The 17,027-nt window shown below is 75.3% G+C and carries 15 protein-coding genes and 1 pseudogene; 9 read left to right on the top strand and 7 right to left on the bottom strand.

The genetic code is table 11. The features are described 5' to 3' along the window. Positions 1–210 precede the first annotated feature (210 nt). Complete coding sequence (gene glnA, locus QPK52_RS19960; protein ID WP_410538835.1) at positions 211–1,620, top strand: type I glutamate--ammonia ligase; 1,410 nt, start codon at positions 211–213, stop codon at positions 1,618–1,620. A 201-nt stretch (positions 1,621–1,821) separates the two neighbouring features. Continuing rightward, complete coding sequence (locus QPK52_RS19955; RefSeq protein ID WP_410538834.1) at positions 1,822–2,052, top strand: DUF6011 domain-containing protein; 231 nt, start codon at positions 1,822–1,824, stop codon at positions 2,050–2,052. Positions 2,053–2,125: 73 nt separating this feature from the next. On the opposite strand, the gene QPK52_RS19950 is transcribed toward QPK52_RS19955, so the two are convergent. Beyond that, positions 2,126–3,514, bottom strand: coding sequence for an SGNH/GDSL hydrolase family protein (locus QPK52_RS19950; protein ID WP_410538832.1), 1,389 nt, complete (start codon positions 3,512–3,514; stop codon positions 2,126–2,128). A gap of 50 nt (positions 3,515–3,564) precedes the next feature. Continuing rightward, the gene (locus QPK52_RS19945) at positions 3,565–4,323 is read right to left on the bottom strand and encodes a polysaccharide deacetylase family protein (protein ID WP_410538831.1); all 759 of its coding nucleotides are present in this window, start codon (positions 4,321–4,323) and stop codon (positions 3,565–3,567) included. 386 nt (positions 4,324–4,709) lie between these two features. Between QPK52_RS19945 and QPK52_RS19940 the strand changes: the two genes are divergently transcribed. Then, a complete protein-coding gene (locus QPK52_RS19940) occupies positions 4,710–5,666 on the top strand; it encodes an alpha/beta hydrolase (protein WP_410538830.1) in 957 nt (318 codons plus the stop codon). Between the two features lie 12 nt (positions 5,667–5,678). Here the strand turns inward: QPK52_RS19940 and QPK52_RS19935 are convergent, their stop codons facing one another. Beyond that, positions 5,679–6,944 carry a PucR family transcriptional regulator gene (locus tag QPK52_RS19935; protein WP_410538829.1) on the bottom strand — a complete coding sequence of 422 codons (1,266 nt, stop codon included), beginning with the start codon at positions 6,942–6,944 and terminating at the stop codon, positions 5,679–5,681. 27 nt (positions 6,945–6,971) lie between these two features. Between QPK52_RS19935 and QPK52_RS19930 the strand changes: the two genes are divergently transcribed. After that, on the top strand, positions 6,972–8,315 hold the full coding sequence (locus QPK52_RS19930; RefSeq protein ID WP_410538828.1) for a PHB depolymerase family esterase: 1,344 nt from the start codon (positions 6,972–6,974) through the stop codon (positions 8,313–8,315). Positions 8,316–8,407: 92 nt separating this feature from the next. Here QPK52_RS19930 and QPK52_RS19925 read toward each other — a convergent pair whose 3' ends face one another. Next, entirely contained in the window at positions 8,408–9,142 is a 735-nt protein-coding gene (locus QPK52_RS19925; protein WP_410538827.1) for a polysaccharide deacetylase family protein, read from the bottom strand. A 354-nt stretch (positions 9,143–9,496) separates the two neighbouring features. Here QPK52_RS19925 and QPK52_RS19920 point away from each other — a divergent pair, with 354 nt between their 5' ends. Continuing rightward, positions 9,497–9,856: an arsenate reductase family protein gene (locus QPK52_RS19920; protein ID WP_093655042.1), complete on the top strand. Its 360-nt coding sequence runs from the start codon at positions 9,497–9,499 to the stop codon at positions 9,854–9,856. A 143-nt stretch (positions 9,857–9,999) separates the two neighbouring features. Here QPK52_RS19920 and QPK52_RS19915 read toward each other — a convergent pair. Next, positions 10,000–10,305 (bottom strand): annotated as a pseudogene (locus QPK52_RS19915) (ATP/GTP-binding protein); the annotation flags it as partial. A gap of 19 nt (positions 10,306–10,324) precedes the next feature. Further along, positions 10,325–11,884, bottom strand: a complete 1,560-nt coding sequence (locus QPK52_RS19910; protein WP_410538826.1) for an ATP-binding protein — start codon at positions 11,882–11,884, stop codon at positions 10,325–10,327. Between the two features lie 591 nt (positions 11,885–12,475). On the opposite strand from QPK52_RS19910, the gene QPK52_RS19905 reads away from it, so the two are divergent. Next, positions 12,476–13,027, top strand: coding sequence for a hypothetical protein (locus tag QPK52_RS19905; protein ID WP_410538825.1), 552 nt, complete (start codon positions 12,476–12,478; stop codon positions 13,025–13,027). Here the strand turns inward: QPK52_RS19905 and QPK52_RS19900 are convergent. After that, entirely contained in the window at positions 13,008–13,943 is a 936-nt protein-coding gene (locus QPK52_RS19900; RefSeq protein WP_410538824.1) for a Gfo/Idh/MocA family protein, read from the bottom strand. The genes QPK52_RS19905 and QPK52_RS19900 overlap by 20 nt on opposite strands. A gap of 211 nt (positions 13,944–14,154) precedes the next feature. Between QPK52_RS19900 and QPK52_RS19895 the strand changes: the two genes are divergently transcribed. From QPK52_RS19895 to QPK52_RS19885, 3 genes are read left to right on the top strand one after another with little or no spacing between them, the layout of a single operon-like run. After that, on the top strand, positions 14,155–14,622 hold the full coding sequence (locus QPK52_RS19895) for an SRPBCC family protein (protein WP_410538823.1): 468 nt from the start codon (positions 14,155–14,157) through the stop codon (positions 14,620–14,622). Next, positions 14,619–15,176 carry a hypothetical protein gene (locus QPK52_RS19890; RefSeq protein ID WP_410538822.1) on the top strand — a complete coding sequence of 186 codons (558 nt, stop codon included), beginning with the start codon at positions 14,619–14,621 and terminating at the stop codon, positions 15,174–15,176. Before QPK52_RS19895 ends, QPK52_RS19890 begins: the two co-directional genes overlap by 4 nt. A 50-nt stretch (positions 15,177–15,226) precedes the next feature. Beyond that, entirely contained in the window at positions 15,227–16,870 is a 1,644-nt protein-coding gene (locus tag QPK52_RS19885; protein ID WP_410538821.1) for a phytoene desaturase family protein, read from the top strand. The last annotated feature ends 157 nt before the right edge of the window (positions 16,871–17,027 follow it).

Raw genomic sequence — 17,027 nt, 5'->3', positions numbered from 1 at the left:
GGCTGCGGGGACCGCACACGGCCGCGAGGGCGGCACCGGGACGGTACCGAAGGCGACTGTCCGCACACTCGTCCGGTTAACATCACCGAAACAAATGGGTCATGCTTGAGAAATCCCGCAAATCTAAGGTCGGGCGACAGCAGGACATCGCACTGGACTGCCACTCGAGCTGCCACCCCGTCCCCTCGCGGCGGGACTAGGAGGACTTGGATGTTCCAGAACGCCGACGAGGCAAAGAAGTACATCGCGGACAACGACGTGAAGTTCGTCGACGTCCGCTTCTGCGACCTGCCGGGAGTCATGCAGCACTTCACGATCCCGGCCTCGACGTTCGACCCGTCCGAGATGCAGGCCTTCGACGGGTCCTCGATCCGCGGCTTCCAGGCGATCCACGAGTCCGACATGGCGCTGCTGCCGGACCTGTCCACCGCCCGCCTGGACCCGTTCCGCCGCGACAAGACGCTCAACATCAACTTCTTCATCCACGACCCGATCACCGGCGAGCAGTACAGCCGCGACCCGCGCAACGTGGCGAAGAAGGCCGAGGCGTACCTCGCCTCCTCCGGCATCGCGGACACCGCCTACTTCGGGCCCGAGGCCGAGTTCTACGTCTTCGACAGCGTCCGCTTCCAGACCAGTGCGAACGAGTCCTTCTACCACATCGACTCCGAGGCCGGCGCCTGGAACACCGGTGCGCTGGAGGACAACCGCGGCTACAAGGTCCGCTACAAGGGCGGCTACTTCCCGACCCCGCCGGTCGACCACTTCGCCGACCTGCGCGCCGAGATGTCCCTGGAGCTGGACCGGGCCGGCCTGAAGGTCGAGCGCCAGCACCACGAGGTCGGCACCGCCGGCCAGGCGGAGATCAACTACAGGTTCAACACGCTGCTGGCGGCCGCCGACGACCTGATGCTGTTCAAGTACATCATCAAGAACGTCGCCTGGCGCAACGGCAAGACCGCCACCTTCATGCCGAAGCCGATCTTCGGCGACAACGGCTCGGGCATGCACGTCCACCAGTCGCTGTGGTCCGGCGGCGAGCCGCTGTTCTACGACGAGCAGGGCTACGCGGGCCTGTCGGACACCGCCCGGTACTACATCGGCGGCATCCTCAAGCACGCCCCGTCGCTGCTGGCCTTCACCAACCCGACGGTGAACTCCTACCACCGCCTGGTGCCCGGCTTCGAGGCCCCGGTGAACCTGGTGTACTCGCAGCGCAACCGCTCCGCCGCGATGCGCATCCCGATCACCGGCTCCAACCCCAAGGCCAAGCGCGTGGAGTTCCGCGCCCCGGACCCGTCCTCCAACCCGTACCTGGCCTTCTCGGCCCTGCTGCTGGCCGGTCTGGACGGCGTCAAGAACAAGATCGAGCCGGCCGAGCCGATCGACAAGGACCTCTACGAGCTGGCTCCGGAGGAGCACGCGGGCGTCCCGCAGGTGCCGACCTCCCTGCCGGCCGTCCTGGAGGCCCTGGAGGAGGACAACGAGTACCTGCAGGCCGGCGGCGTCTTCACCGCCGACCTGATCGAGACCTGGATCGACTACAAGCGCACCAACGAGATCGCCCCGATCCAGCTCCGTCCGCACCCGCACGAGTTCGAGATGTACTTCGACCTCTGACGGGCACCGGGAACGCCGCTCCCCGGCGTTCCCGCCGCCCCTCCCTCCACGGGAGCGACGGAGGTGCCCGCGAGGCAGCCGAGGCCGCCGGCCGCACACCACACGGTGTGCGGCCGGCGGCGTCCCGCAGGGCCGGCCGCGGGGGGGGCGCCCGCGGGAGCCGTTCTCGCGCGCCGGTGCGCGGCCTGGTAGACCGGTGGGGTGACCACCGAGCCCGATCCCGGACCCGAGCCCGTACCGCTTCCCGGCAGCCCTGAACCGCCTGGGGAGGACCGGCCGCGCGTGACGTGCCGGATGTGCGGACGGCCGCTGCGCGACCGGCAGGCGCGGCTGTGGGGCCTGGGGGTGGAGTGCCGGGAGAAGCTGGCGTTGCGCACGGCCCCGGCGCCCGGGCGCTGGGATGTCGAGCAGGAGGCGCTGCCCGGGCTGTGAGCGTCCCGGGTGCCGGACGTGGCGCGGCGCCCGTGCCCCTTCCGGCACGGGCGCCGCGCGGTGCGGGGCGCGGTCAGCGCAGCAGGTGGAGGGGGACGGCGTCGGCCATCGCCTCCGCCCCGGCGTCGCTGGGGTGGAGGTGATCGCCGCTGTCGTAGCGCGGCAGCAGGCGCTCGGGGTCGGCGGGGTCGCGCAGGGCCCGGTCGAAGTCGATCACCCCGTCGTACTCCCCGCTGGTGCGGATCCAGTGGTTGACGGCCTGGCGGGCGGCCTCGCTCTCCTTGCTGTGGAAGCCGAAGGTGTCGCCCTTGAACGGCAGGATCGTGCCGCCGTATGCCTTCAGTCCCCGCTCGTGGGCGCGGGCGATGAGCTGGCGGTGGCCGTCGATGACGTCCTGGGCGGTGACCTTCTCCGAGGCCGGTGCGGTGCCCGCGGCCGGGTGGCCGAGGTCGTTCACGCCCAGCAGGACGATGACGTGCTCGGCGCCGGGCTGGGCGGCCACGTCGCGGTCGAAGCGGCGCAGCGCGCTCTGGCCGAAGTAGGCCGCGTAGTTCTCGGCGCCGGTCCCGGCCGGGGGGTTGGGGTCGTGCAGCAGGCGGTTGCCGCTGACGCCCTGGTTGAGCACGCCCCGCGGGTACGGTCCGCGGGCCTCGGCCAGGCGCCGGGCGAGGAAGTCGGGCCAGCGGTGGTTGGCGTTCACCTCGGTGTCGGAGCCGTCGGTGATGGAGTCTCCGAGGGCGATGACGGCCGATGCCCTCCCGGCCCCCTTGGTACGGTCGGCGCTCACGCTCACGCCGGTCAGGAAGTACCAGCGGTCGACGGTGGCGGTCGGTGTGATGTCCGCGTGCCCGGTGACGTTGCCGGAGGCGACGTGGTTGTGCTGGAAGGCGAACGCGTGGACCGTCGAGCCCGGGGTGCGCTCGGGCAGGTGGATGCTCACCACCAGGTCGGAGCCGGCCGGCACCCGCAGGGAGACCGGGTCGCTGAGCATGGGCGCGCCCGCGGGGACGGTCACCGAGGAGCGCCCGCCGAAGGTGAGCGCGCGGTCGGTGCGCCTGTCGACGGCGGTGGGCCCGCCGCCCCCGGCGCGGCGGGCGATGCGGGCCTCGCCGATGACCAGGGGCCGGTCGCCGAACTCGTTCGACAGCCGGATGCGCACCCTGTCGCCGCCGATGCTGGTGCGGACGGTCTGCCGGACGGTCTGGTCCTCGAACACGGTGGTGTCCGAGGCGGGGACGGCCGTGGGCGTGGTGGACCAGGTGCCCACCCAGTCGCGGCCCGAGTGCTTGCCCGCCGCGCTCCCGGCGGTGCCCCCGGCGGATGCCGGGGAGTCGCCCGGGGCGGCGGGGGTGGACGGCGCCGTGCCCATGAGCAGGGCTCCGGTGAGCAGGGCGACGACGTAGCCGCTCGCCCGCCCCGCGCGGTCGCGGAGGGAGGCGAACCGCCTCGTGTTCGTTCTCATGCGGGTCTCCCGATGGCTTCGGAGGCCGGCCGGGCCGGTCACGGGCGGGCTCAGCCGCGGCGGGCGGGCTTGTCGAAACGCCAGCCCCCGGCCCTGAGCCGCGGGATGGCCCGGTCGACGGCCTCGACGGTCGCGCTGCGGTCGCCGCCGCCGTCGTGCAGCAGCACCACGGCCCCGGGCGTGACGCCCTCGGTGATGCGGCGGGCGAACTCGTCGGCGCTGTGCGGCTCCCAGTCGCCGATCACCAGCCGCCAGCCCAGCGGCTGCATCCCCATCGAGGCCGCCACCTGCGGCGTCTGCCCCCAACTGCCGTACGGGGCACGGAAGTAGGGGATCCGCGCGCCCGGCGCGGCGCGGCGGATCGCGGCGTTGGTCTCGGCAAGGTCCGCCCGGATGTCCTCGGGGGACCAGGCGGCCATGTCGTCGTGGTGCATGGTGTGGTTGCACAGCGTGTGGCCGCCGGCGACGATCCTGCGGACCAGCTCGGGATGCTCCTCGACGTGGTCGCCCCACAGGCAGAAGACCGCCTTGACGCGGTGCTTGCGCAGCACCTCCAGCAGACGCGGGGTGTCGTCGGGGTCGGGGCCGTCGTCGAAGGTGAGGGCGACGGTCCTGCCGCTGTGCCGGGTGGTCTCGACGACGGTGTCGTTCACCTGGCCCGCCTGGGCCGGGGCGGCCGCGGCCAGGGAGCCCAGGCACATCCCGCAGGAGAGCAGCAGGGGCATCGCCAGGCGGCGCAGCCCGCGGGCGCGCCGGGGACGCGCCGTGCCGGGGGCGGGTCTTCCGGAGGGGGTGGCGGTCGTGGTCAAGGCTGGTCCCTTTCTGGCGCTCCCGTCGGGCCCCGGGGCTCCACCGGCGGCCGGGCGGCGGGCCCGTACGGTGCGGATCGAAGCCTTCCGGAAAATTTCCGGTCGGGCGGGGAGACGATAAGGAGGCCCCGCGTCGGCGTCAAGAGCGGCCCACTTCACGCGCCGGGAAGGTGTTCTCGCTGATCGGAGCGGCTCCCGGCATCCTCACCGGGCCGATCGCCGGGCCGGCGGCGGGGAGAACGCAGTGGAAAGCGCACAGGTGTCGGGCCCGGACGGCCGTACTCCCGACACCCGTCTGATGACCTGGGAGGAAGCCCGTGACACCGTCTCGTCACAACGCCGCCGCACACCCCGCCGTGCCCTGGGCCGGCGATCGGAGGACGCAGATGAGCCCGCGCCACCGGTTCGACCCCGAACTGGCCGCGGCGCTCCCGCTGATCCCCGAGGTGGAGCTGCTCGACCTCGACGCGGCGCGGGCCGCGCAGGCCGGGCAGGTGGCCGCTGCGGTGGCGGCGGCCGACACAGCCGGCGTGGACGTCGGGGAGATCGGCGTCCCCGGACCGGCCGGAGCGCCCGGGGTGCGGCTGCGGCTGTACCGGCCGCAGGGCGTGCACGGCCCGCTGCCCGCGGTGTACGGCATGCACGGCGGCGGTTTCATGCTGGGCTCGCCGGACGTCGACCACGACTGGAACCTGCTGCTGTGCCGGGAACTGCGGGTGGTGGTGGCCTCGGTCGACTACCGGCTGGCGCCCGAACACCCCTTCCCCGCGCCCCTGGAGGACTGCTACGCCGGGCTGTGCGGTCTGGTGGAGCGGTCCGGGGAGCTGGGTGTGCTGCCTGATCGGATCGCCCTGTGGGGCGACAGCGCCGGGGCGGGGCTCGCGGCCGGGCTGGCCCTGCTCGCCCGCGACCGCGGCGGCCCGGCGGTCTGCTTCCAGCACCTGTGCTCCCCCGCGCTCGACGACCGGCTCTCCACCCCCAGCGCGCGGCGGTTCACCGACACGCCCGTGTGGAACCGGCGCAACGCCGCGATCAGCTGGGACGCGTATCTGGGGCACGGGGTGCGGGGCACCGCCGACGTCTCCCCTTACGCCGCCCCCGCCCGTGCCGGGGTCATGGCACTGGCGGGCCTGCCGCCCGCGTACGTGTCGGTGATGGAGTTCGACCCGCTGCGGGACGAGGGGATCGACTACGCCCGCGCCCTGCTGGCCGCCGGGGTGTCCGCCGAACTGCACCTGCTCCCCGGCACCTTCCACGGCGCGTGGGCGGTGGAGCACGCCGCCGTCATCCGGCGGGCGACGGCCGAGGCGGTAGCGGTGCTGGGCCGGGCGCTGGGCCGGTGAGGAGGTGAGCGCTCAGCCGTCCCCGTTACCGGCCAGCCGCAGGGCGTACAGCGCGAGCTGGGCGCGGAAGCGGTCCTGCGGGTCGCGCAGCCGCCAGCCCAGTTCCTTCTCCACGTGCGCCAGGCGCGCGGCCACCGAGCTGTGGTGCAGGTGCAGTTCGGCGGCGGCCTGCCGCAGCGAGCCGGTGCGGCAGAACGCGGCCAGGGCCGCCAGCAGTTCACCGCCCGGCCGGGCCTGCCCGGTGGCGGGGCCGCCGCGCTCGCCGTGCGCCGGCCCCCCCAGCTCCCCCAGCCGCCGTACGTCCGCCTGGGCGCGCAGCCGCTCCACCGGGATGTCGGCCAGCAGCACGAGCGGGCCGAGCTCGTCGTGGTCGGCCACCGCCTCCTCCGAAGCGCCCGCCACCGCGAACCGCAGGGCCGAGCGGGCCTGCGCCCAGGAGGCGTGGGCGTCCAGCGGGTCGGCCCCCGAGCCGATCCCGACGCGTGTGCCGGGGACCGGCCTGCGGGCCGCGCTCCGCTCGCGGACGCGTTCGCGCATCGCCGCCCGCAGCTCCGCGGCCGGTGACGCGGTGCCGCCCGGACGGGAGCCGGAGGCCGCCTGCCCGCCGCAGGCTCCCGGCCCGTCGGATGCGCCGTCCCGGCGCTGCACCAGTACCGCTCCCAGTGAGCCGACCCGCGCCACCCGGACGGTGCCCCGCAGCGCGCCGCGCCCCAGCAGCGCGACGGCCTCCACCCCGGCGTCCGCGCCCCTGCCCGTGCCCGATCCCGCCCCCGCGTCCGCCGCCACCGCGATCACCCGCAGCGGCGTCCCGGGCTCCAGGCCCAGCAGCCGCAGCGCGCGTGCGCGGTCCTCGACGGCCTCCCGCCCGGACAGCACCAGTTCGACCAGCGCCGGGTCGGCGGCCCTGGGGGTGCGGGTCGGGCGGGGCCGCCCGGCCAGCACACGGGCTGCGATGGCCATCCACTCCAGCACCAGCTCGTCGAACGGCCCCGGCGCACCGGGGCGTTCCAGCCACACGCGGCCGGCCGGCTCCAGGTCCACCCGGCCGGAGACGTGCGCGGGCGCGCCCGCCAGGGCGGCGCCGCCCGGGGCGAACCGCGCCGTGCGGCCGTCGGGCAGTTCCAGCCCCGCCGCGCACCCGGCCAGTCCCGCGGTGGACCGCGTCAGGGTCACCGGGTCCAGCGCACCGCCGAGCAGCGCCTCGAAGTGGGCGATCACGCGTACGGCGGTGGCGGCGTCCGCGTCCAGCGCGGACAGCCGCAGCAGCAGTCCCTTCACGTTCCGCAGTCTAGGAAGGAGATGAACATGGCCGACAGATCCGTGCGCACGGCGGCGGGGAGGGCCGGGAGGCGCCCGGCCGGATCGCGCCCGGCGGCGCTGCTGGGGGGTGTGCTGCCCATGGTGGCGGCCCTCCTCGTGGCCCTGGCCGCGCCCCCGGCCTCCGCCGCCTCGCTGACCGAGGTGACGAACTTTGGCAGCAACCCCAGCAACCTGCGCATGCACCTGTACGTGCCCGACAACGTCCGGGCGCGTCCGCCGGTGCTGGTGGCGGTGCACTACTGCACCGGCTCCGGCCCGGCGTTCCACTCCGGCACCGAGTTCGCCTCGCTGGCCGACCGGTACGGGTTCGTCGTGGTCTACCCGTCGGCGACCCGCAGCGGAAGCTGCTTCGACGTCTCCTCGCCGCAGGCGCTGCGGCGCGACGGGGGCAGCGATCCGGTGGGCATCCGGTCGATGGTGGGCCACGTGCTGCAGCGCCTGAACGCCGACCCGGGCCGGGTCTACGTCACCGGCGCCTCCTCGGGCGCGATGATGACCAACGTCCTGGTGGGCAACTACCCGGACGTCTTCAGGGCGGGCGCGGCCTTCATGGGCGTGCCGCACTCCTGCTTCGCCACCACCGACGGCTCGGGCTGGAACAGCTCCTGCGCGAACGGCACCCTGGACAGGACGCCGCGGCAGTGGGGCGACCTGGCGCGCGGCGCGTACCCCGGCTACAGCGGTCCCCGGCCCCGGATGCAGATCTGGCACGGCACCGAGGACAGCACCCTGCGCTACCCCAACTTCAACGAGCAGATCGAGCAGTGGACGGACGTCCACGGGGTGAGCACGACGCCCGCGTACACCGACCGGCCGCAGTCGAACTGGGTCCGCACCCGCTACGGCGGCACCGGTGACCAGGCCCCGGTGGAGGCCGTCAGCGTCCAGGGGGTCGGGCACTCCCTGCCCACCGGCGGCATGGCGGCCCGGGCCGTCGCCTTCTTCGGCCTGGACGGCACCGGCTCCACGGACCCCGACCCGGGCCCCGAACCGGAGCCGGGTCCCGAACCGGGGGCCTGCCGGGTCGCCTACACCGCCAACGCCTGGAACACCGGGCTGACCGCGTCCGTCACCGTCACCAACACCGGCGGCGCGCCGCTGAGCGGCTGGTCGCTCTCCTTCGTCCTGCCCGCGGGCCAGACCATCGTCTCCGGCTGGGGTGCGAGCTACAGCCCCGGCAGCGGTGCGGTGACCGCCAGGCCCGCCTCGTACAACTCCACTCTGGCGGCCGGGGCCAGTGCGCAGATCGGCTTCCAGGCGAGCCACACCGGCGATACCGGCGAGCCGGCCTCCTTCACCCTGAACGGAGCCGCCTGCACCGTCGTCTGACGCGCACACGCGGCACGGCCGCGTACGGCGCCGGCACCGGCGGGAGTTCCCGCCGGTGCCGGCGCGGTGGGCCAGGGGTCGGGGACCAGAGGTCAGCGGACGGCCGGCTGGTCGAACGTGTAGCCCTGTGCCTTCAGTTGCGGGATGGTCTGGTCGACGGCCGAGACGGTCTGGCTGCGGTCGCCGCCGCCGTCGTGCATCAGCACCACGGCCCCGGGCGTGACGCGCTGCATGATCCGGCGGACCAGCTCGTTCGTGCCCGGCGGCTGCCAGTCGCCGATGTCCGTCCGCCAGCCCAGCGGCTGCATCCCCATCGAGGCCGCCACCTGCGGGGACTGCCCCCAACTGCCGTACGGGGCACGGAAGTAGGTGATCTGCGCGCCGGGAGCGGCCTGGCGGATCACGTTGTTGACCTGCTCCAGGTTCTGGCGTATCTGCTGCTGGGACCAGCCGCCCATGTCCTGGTGGGCCATGGAGTGGTTGCACAGCCGGTGGCCGTCGGCCGCGATCCGGCTCACCAGGTGCGGGTACTGCCGCACGTGGTCGCCCCACAGGCAGAAGGTCGCCTTGACGTTGTGCTTGCGCAGCACCTCCAGCAGACGCGGGGTGTGGGTGGGGTGGGGACCGTCGTCGAAGGTGAACGAGACGGTCCGGCCGCCGCTCTGGGTGGAGGTGACGACGGTGCCGTCGGCGGCCTGCACCGTTCCCGCCGCGGCCAGGGAGCTCATGCAGAGCCCGGCGGCGAGCAGCAGGGGCGCCGCGAGACGGCGCAGGCGGCGCGGGCGGCTCACAGCGCTCCTCGCGGTGACGCTCGTGTTCGTGGTCAAATCCGGTTCCTTCCTGTTGCGCGGCCGGGCCCGGGACTCCTCGTCCGGGGGTGCTCCGGTCCGGCTCGCGGTGGGGGGCGGAGGGACAGGGGAATCTTCCGGAATCCTTCCGGTAGGGCGAGGAGACCATAGGAAGCCCCCGACTCGCCGTCAAGCACCGCGCGCAGGCCGGACGGAAGCGCGTTCCCGCTGGTCAGAGCGGATGAAAGCCGCCCTCCCCGGCAGGCGGGCGGCCCGGGAAACGGACGGTCGTCGGACCGGGGACGCCCTCCCTCCGCCGCTTGTCTGACGCCCGGGCCCGGGCAGCGCGGCGGCGGCTCCTGTCACCGCCGTGCGGCCGCTACCGTGAGGCGCATGGAGATCTGGATCAATCCCGCCTGCTCGAAGTGCCGCAGCGCGGTGAAGCTGCTGGACGCGGAGGGCGCCGAGTACACCGTCCGCCGCTACCTGGAGGACCCGCCGACCGAGGACGAGCTGCGCGCGGTGCTGGAGCGGCTCGGTCTGGAGCCGTGGGACATCACGCGGACGCAGGAGGCCGAGGCGAAGGAGCTCGGCCTGAGGTCCTGGCCGAAGGAGCCCGCCGAACGGGACCGCTGGATCGCCGCGCTGGCCGGGCACCCGCGGCTGATCCAGCGGCCGATCATCACCGCCGACGACGGCTCGGCGGTCGTGGGGCGCAGCGAGGAGGCCGTACGCGACGCGCTCTCCCGCTAGCGCCGAGCCGCCACGGCGCCGCTCCCGCGTCAGCCGGGCTGTACGCGCCCCCGCAGGCGCCGCCACGGACCGGCCGGCCCGCGCCCCTCTGGTCCCGTACGCGCCGCACCGGGCGGAGCAGCCGGGTCCGCGGCGCGGGCGGCCTGCTGTCCGGGCGTGCCGAACAGGTGGAGGACGAGCCGGTCGTCGAGGGTGATCCGGCCGGAGTCCATGGCCACGGCCGTCTCGGTCTTGCGCTCCACGCCGGACAGGTCGTCCGCGCCGACCCCGGCCCGGGTCGTCGTCTCCTCGGTGGCCAGGGGGCGGATCCCGCCGGCGGAGCCCACCATGGTCGTCCTGCCGACGCCGAACCCCCCGACGACGACCACCTCGACCGACCTCTCGGCGGAGGCCGGCAGCAGGTCCTCGCGCCGCGGGCCGAGCGGCGGTTCGGAGTCGTCGCAGTCCATCGATCAACGCTTACTGCTTTCACGACTCGTCGCCGGCCGCGGGCCGGTCCGGCGCCTGCCGGGGCGCCGGGGCCGCCGGGGGCGCGGGCGGGGTCTCGCCGGGGCCGGTGCCATCGGGCCGGGTGAAGAAGGCGCCCATCCACAACCCCGTGCCGGGGTGGGCCTCCAGGGGCGACTTCCCGGCCGCCTCCGCGCCCGGCGCCCCGGACACACCGGACCTGCCGCCCAGGGTCCCCGTGCCGGCCGGACCGACCGGACCGACCGGGCCGGCCGGGGGAACGGCGGCGCGGCGGCGCTGCGGCGGTCCGTCGGCGTTCCGCTCGACGACGGCCGGTTCGCCGTCCGGGTCCGGCCCGGCCGCGAACCGGACCGCGGGCGCGGCCGGGGGCGGGGGCGGGGGCGGTCCGGCCATGGCGTGCCGCCGGGCCACCGGGCCGGGGGGACGGCCGCCGCCCCGGGCGCAGGCCCCCATGGGCAGCGCGGTGAGCAGGTCGTGCGGGACGAAGACGATCGCGCGAACCCCGTCGCAGGCGGAGGGACACAGGGAGATCCGCAGCCCGAGGCGGCCCGCCAGTACGCCCGCCACCCGCAGGCCCGTACGGGCCGTCTCGCCCAGGTCCTCCAGGTCCAGCCCGTTCCGCGCCCGGGTGAGCAGGAACTCGGCGTGCCGGCGGGTCTCCTCGGTCAGGCCCACGCCCTTGTCCTCGATGGAGACCTCGATGCCCGAGGCCACCTCCTCGGTGTCGACGACCACCTTGGTGCTGGGCGGCGAGTAGCGGGCGGCGTTGTCCATCAGCTCGCTGAAGACCAGGCTCAGCGGCTCGACCGCCGGGCCGAGCACCGCGACCCCGGCGATGCGGTGCAGCTCGATGCGCGGGTACTCGGCGATGGGGGCGCTGCCCGCGCGCAGCACGTCGTGGAGGGGGACGGGCTTCTGCCACTGGCGCGCCGGGCTGCCGCCGCCGAGGACGGCCAGGCCGGTGGCCACGCGGCCGGCGACGTTGACGCCGTGCTCCAGGTGCATCAGGTCCCCCAGGATCTCGGGGGCCGGGTGCTTGGACTGCATTCTGCGCAGGTCGGCCTGGAGGCGGTGGATCTCGGCCTGGATGCGGCAGGTGATGTTGACGATCGCGCGCCGGGCGGAGTCGCGCTGGAGCTCGCGGTCCCGGACCGCCCGCACGACGGTGCTGGTCAGCTTCTCGTGGGCGGCCACCAGCCGCGGGTCGGAGTCGGCGGGGTGCAGCGAGGGGGGCAGTACGTCGCCGGGCGCCTCGCCGCGCTGCACGGCCTCGACGACGGGCGGCATGACCTCCAGGCAGTAGTGCTCCAGGTCGGCGAGCTGGCGTTCCGCCCGCTGCCGGGCGGCGGTGACCGCACGGCCCCGGCGGACCACCTCGTAGGCGGCCGCGGCCACCGCGAGCGTCGCCGCCGCTCCGCACCAGGCGACCGCGGCACGGGCCGGGGCGGTGACGGAGAGCGCGGCCAGGGTCGCGCAGGCGGCCACCAGTACGGGGGAGGCGAGCCACAGGCCCTCGGGAGAGGGGCGTCGGCCTCCCGTCAACGAGCCGGCGGGCTCCATGGGCATCCTTCGGGCATCGGGGTGGGCGATGGGACGGGGCTGGACGGGGTGGTGGGACGGACGGCGTTCCGGGACGGCTGTGCCGCACGGCGGGGCGGCGGGCGCGGGGACCTGTCCACGGCGCAGACCCCGGCATACGCCACCTGCGCGGAGGGGGACGTCCGGAACCGCAGCCCCCGGCCGCCCCGCCTCGGAGCATGGCGGCGCCGAGGCGCCGCACGCGGCGGCGACAGCCCGTGACGGCCGCTAACCGCTGCGTGACAGGGAGCATAGGGGCATCCGGTGAGCCGTCGCAGAGACTTGACAAACACCGTGCGAACACGCGGCGACACACCAGGTGATCGAGCGGGCGTTACGGCCCGGCCCTGTGTGTTCGTTCCGCTTTGGGCGGGTGCACGCCCCGGAAAACCCGGAAAACACTGCCCAACGCCGCACATCCGTTCCATCACCCGCCGGGGTGACCCGCACCGCGGTCCGCTGCTTCCGGAGGAGCGCGGGAAAGCGCGGGGAAGTAACGGGAAGCGGCCTCGCCGAAGTGTCGGATGGGGCAGGGTGCGGTCATCCTCTCCATGGGACGACAGGGGGACGAGGATGAGCAGTTTCGGTACGCACCGGGCCCGTGTGCACGACGCGGCACGGCCCGTCCACCGCCGGCTGGGCGATCTGCGGACGTGCCTGCAGCACTTCGCTCCGTACGGCTTCCGGGCGACGTACCACCACCTGTGCGGGAGCGCGGGCATCCCGGGCAGGCCCGGGAAGGACCCGGAGTCGCTGGTGCGGGCCGTCGAGGAGCTCCATGCGGCCCGGCAGGTGTGGCTGGCCGCCGAGGCCGCGTACGCCGGGCGCCGGGTGCGCGAGAAGCGCGCGGGCAGGCGGCAGCCCGGCCGCGCCGAGGCGTGGCAGGCGGAGCGGCGCCGGCGGCACGGCCTGGCCTACTGCCCCGACCCCCGGCGCCACCCGGCCGAGCCGCTGCCGGTGGTGGTGCGCCGCGTGCTGTACGCCCGGCCGCCCGAGGAGCCGGCGCCGGGCGGCCACTCGGTGTGCTGGGTGTGCACCGGGCCTGCCGGCACCGAGCTCTGGCGCGACGGCTACTGGACGTACACGCTGTGCGCGGGCTGCGGGGTCAGTCTCGGCCGGACGTGAGCCGGGCCTCGCCGAGCCGCGCCCCGTCGAGCCGGGCCTGCGCCGCCGCGAGGATCTCCGTCACCCGCACCCCGAACCGTATGTCGCACGGGTGCGGCTCACCGGTGCGGGCCGAGGCGATCAGGGCGTCCACGGCGTTGCCGAGGGCGGCGACCGCGTCCGTCTCCCCCTCCGGCAGTTCCACCGCGCCCGCGGTGCCGCGCAGTTCCACCCGGGTCACGGACGCCGCGGGCGCGACGGCGAGGCCGAGCGCGCAGGTGCTGGAGGCGCCCGAGGTGTGGCGCAGGGCGAGCTGGGCGGTCCGCCCGGCGCCGGAGACGGCGGCCACCGACCCGTCGAGGTCGGCCACGTCGCCGAGCACCGGCAGCAGCATGGACAGGGCGTGCGGGCCGACGTCCCACAGTCCGCCCTTCTCCCGCCGCCAGGGCGAGCCCGCGAACGGGCTGGGCTCGGCGCCCTCCGCGAAGATGCCGCCGAGCCAGTCGGCGCGGCCCAGCTGCCAGCCGCCCGTCCGCCTCTGCTCCTCGATCCACGCCGCCGTCTCGGGACGGAACCGCAGGGTGAAGAAGACGACCGAGGCCACCCCCGCGGCGGCGGCCGCGTCGGCGATCGCGCGGGCGGCGGAGACGGTGGTGGCCACGGGCTTGTCCAGCAGCAGGTGGCGGCCTGCCTCGGCGGCCCGTACGGCCAGGGGCGCCTGTATGTCCGGCGGGAGCGCCACGGCGACCGCGTCGCAGTCCTCCAGCAGCGCGTCCACGTCGTCGTAGGGCCGGCCGCCGAAGCGTCCGGCGATCTCCGCCGCCGCCTCCGGGCGGCGGCCCCACACCCCCGCCAGCTCGGCGTCGGGGTGGGCGCGCAGTGCGGGGCCGTAGGCGAGTTCCGCCCAGGGGCCGGTGCCGAGCAGGCCGAATCTCATGTCCCGGTGTCTCCTTGGCCGTACCGGTCCGCTGTACCGGTAAAGACGAGCGATGGCGCCGCCAACCATGCCAGACGCCCGCCGGCGCCCGACACCCCGCTCCGGCCGGGGCGGCGAGGGCGGGTGGGGAGCGGGGGCGGCGGGTTCGTCCGTAAGGGGCCGGCCGCCGCGCCCGGGCGATGCTTCGCGCAAAAGCGGGTATCCGGCCCGCATGGCAGTGCGACACGTGTGGGTGAACAGGAAACCCGAGAGGGTGTGGGATGTCCTCAGCGACGCCGATCAGTACCAGAAATGGGTCGTGGGCACCAGGGAGACCCATGAGTCCGAGGGCCGCTGGCCCGAGGTGGGCACGTCCCTGCGCTACACGATCGGCCTGGGGCCGCTGACCGAGCGCGGCCACACGATCGTGCGCATCTGCGAGCCACCCGGGCGCCTGGAGCTGGAGGCGTCGGCGGGGCGGCTGGGCACGGCCCGCATCGCGATCTCGGTGAAGCCGTGGGGCGAGGGCTCGCTGATCACCATGGACGAGCACCCCCTGCGCGGCGCGGTGGCCAAGTTGCACACCGCGCCCCTGGACGTGGCGCTCCAGCTGCGGCACCGGCTGATGCTGTCGCGGCTGCGGGAAGTGGTGGAGTCCGGGCGGAGCGAGGCGGACCGGGAAGCGGGGAGGCACGTGTGACGGACGACCGCACCGCGGACCGCGCCGCCGGGCGCCCCGACGACCGGCCCGACGACAGGCCCGACGACCGGCCCGACAGGGCGCACCGCCGCCCGCCGGGCGTGGACGACGCCACGGTCGAGGCCGTCGGCAAGGTCACCGAGGCGCTGGAGGCGACCGAGCGGGCGCGCGGCCACCTGTACTCCTTCCACCAGATGACCGGCCGCTCCGACCTGCTGCTGGGCGAGGCTGTGGAACTGCTGCGCGAGGCCGGGCACGCCGAGGAGGCGGAGCTGCTGGAGACCGAGATCCTGGGCCGCAACGTGATCCCGGGCCACTGGACTTTCCAGATCGTCGAGGGCTACGACTCGCACTACTACAAGCCGTTCGCACGGCTGGAGGAGAGGGTGCGCGACCGGCTGACGGGCGGTCTGAAGCACCTGTACGAGGCGGAGATGAAGGAGGCCAGGCGCACCCACGGCCATCCCGCCCACACGGCCCGGCCCGACACCACACGCACCGGCACCACACGCACCGGCACCACACGCACCGGCACCGCCCCGTCCGGCGCCTGACCGCCGCCCCGCTCCCGTACACCCGCCGCTCCACAGGAGGCTGTCCGCAGATGTCCGAGGCGTACGACGCGGTCGTGGTGGGGTCCGGCCCCAACGGGCTGGTGGCCGCCAACCTGCTGGCCGACGCGGGCTGGCGGGTGCTGGTCCTGGAGTCCCAGCCCGAGCCCGGCGGCGCGGTGCGCAGCGACCGAGGCGTCCACCCCGACTACGTCAGCGACCTGTTCAGCTCCTTCCACCCGCTGGCCGCCGCCTCGCCCGTCATCCGCGGCCTGGAGCTGGAGCGCTGGGGCCTGGAGTGGAGCCACGCGCCGTCCGTGCTCGCCCATCCGCTGCCCGACGGGCGCTGCCCCGTACTGCACCGCGACCGGGAGGACACCGCCGCGAGCCTGGAGGCCTTCGCGCCCGGCGACGGGGAGGCGTACCTGCGGCTGACGCGCCTGTGGGACGGGCTCGGCCCGGATCTCCTGGACGCCCTCCTCAACCCCTTCCCGCCGGTGCGCCCCGCGCTGTCGCTGCTGGCCCGCCTGCGCGCGGCAGGGGGGCTGCGGCTGCTGCGCACGCTGCTGCTGCCGGTGCGGCGCCTGGGCGAGGAGGAGTTCGGCGGCCAGGGCGGGCCGATGCTGCTGGCGGGGTGCGCGCTGCACACCGACCTCTTCCCGGAGTCCACCGCCGGCGCGGTCTACGGCTGGCTGCTGGCGATGCTGGGCCAGCAGTACGGCTGGCCGGTGCCCGCCGGCGGCGCCGGCTCCCTCACCACGGCCCTGGTGGACCGGCTGGAGTCGCGGGGCGGGACGGTGCGCTGCGGCGCCCGGGTGGTGCGGGTGGTGGTCCGGAACGGGCGCGCCCTCGGCGTGCGGACCGCCGGAGGCGACGCCGTACGGGCGCGGCGGGCGGTCCTGGCCGACGTGCCCGCCCCGGCGCTGTACGGCGGGCTGGTCGACTGGGAGCACCTGCCCCTGCGGCTCCAGGACGACATCCGCCGCTTCCAGTGGGACACCTCGACGTTCAAGGTGGACTGGGCGCTGTCGGGGCCCATCCCCTGGTCCTCCCCCGGGGCCGCCGGCGCGGGCACCGTCCACCTGGCCGACGGCATGGACCACCTCACCCGCCACAGCGCCCAGTTGGCCACCGGCCTGGTGCCGGACCGGCCGTTCTGCCTGCTGGGCCAGATGACCACCGCCGACCCCACCCGCTCCCCCCGGGGCACCGAGTCGGCCTGGGCCTACACCCACCTGCCCCAGCGGGTGCGCGGCGACGCGGGCGGCGACGGCATCACGGGCCACTGGGGGCCGGGCGAGCGGGAGGCCATGGCCGACCGGCTGGAGGAGGAGGTGGAGCGCCGCGCCCCGGGCTTCCGCGAACTGGTCAAGGAGCGCCGCGTCATGGCCCCGCCGGATCTCCAGGCGCGTGACGAGAGCCTGGTCGGCGGTGCGCTGAACGGCGGCACCGCGGCCGTCCACCAGCAGCTCCTCTTCCGGCCCGTTCCCGGTACCGGCCGTCCCGCCACCCCGGTGCGCGGCCTCTACCTCGCCTCCGCCTCCGCCCATCCGGGCGGCGGCGTCCACGGCGCCTGCGGCTCCAACGCGGCCCGCGCGGCCCTGGCCGCCGCCCGTCCCCTGGCCCACTACGTCACGGGCCCGGCCCAGGCCGCCGCCCAGCGCGCGGCCATGCGGACGCGGGGCCGCCTCGGGTAGGGGCCCGGGCCCCGTACGGCGTGCGCCCGGCGCCCGGGGGCGTCGCCTTCCGGCCGAGTCGGGAACGCGGCGCACGGCGGCCGGAGAAGAGCGCGCACGTCGTCGGGGTGTCATATGCCCCCGCCCGCCCTCCGCCCGTTTCCCCGGTGCCCGTCCG

Source organism: Streptomyces sp. KL2, from assembly GCF_046529545.1.
Classification (GTDB): Bacteria; Actinomycetota; Actinomycetes; order Streptomycetales; family Streptomycetaceae; genus Streptomyces; species Streptomyces radiopugnans.
Note: the sequence above shows the minus strand (reverse complement) of the source record. Positions and strands in the feature narration are given on the sequence as shown.

Bases quoted from the DNA above. Each gene is read 5' to 3' on its own strand.
- glnA (WP_410538835.1), top strand. From the start codon at position 211: ATGTTCCAGAACGCCGACGAGGCAAAGAAGTACATCGCGGACAACGAC.
- QPK52_RS19950 (WP_410538832.1), bottom strand. From the start codon at position 3,514: ATGAGAACGAACACGAGGCGGTTCGCCTCCCTCCGCGACCGCGCGGGG.
- QPK52_RS19940 (WP_410538830.1), top strand. From the start codon at position 4,710: ATGAGCCCGCGCCACCGGTTCGACCCCGAACTGGCCGCGGCGCTCCCG.
- QPK52_RS19930 (WP_410538828.1), top strand. From the start codon at position 6,972: ATGGCCGACAGATCCGTGCGCACGGCGGCGGGGAGGGCCGGGAGGCGC.
- QPK52_RS19920 (WP_093655042.1), top strand. From the start codon at position 9,497: ATGGAGATCTGGATCAATCCCGCCTGCTCGAAGTGCCGCAGCGCGGTG.
- QPK52_RS19910 (WP_410538826.1), bottom strand. From the start codon at position 11,884: ATGGAGCCCGCCGGCTCGTTGACGGGAGGCCGACGCCCCTCTCCCGAG.
- QPK52_RS19905 (WP_410538825.1), top strand. From the start codon at position 12,476: ATGAGCAGTTTCGGTACGCACCGGGCCCGTGTGCACGACGCGGCACGG.
- QPK52_RS19900 (WP_410538824.1), bottom strand. From the start codon at position 13,943: ATGAGATTCGGCCTGCTCGGCACCGGCCCCTGGGCGGAACTCGCCTAC.
- QPK52_RS19895 (WP_410538823.1), top strand. From the start codon at position 14,155: ATGGCAGTGCGACACGTGTGGGTGAACAGGAAACCCGAGAGGGTGTGG.
- QPK52_RS19885 (WP_410538821.1), top strand. From the start codon at position 15,227: ATGTCCGAGGCGTACGACGCGGTCGTGGTGGGGTCCGGCCCCAACGGG.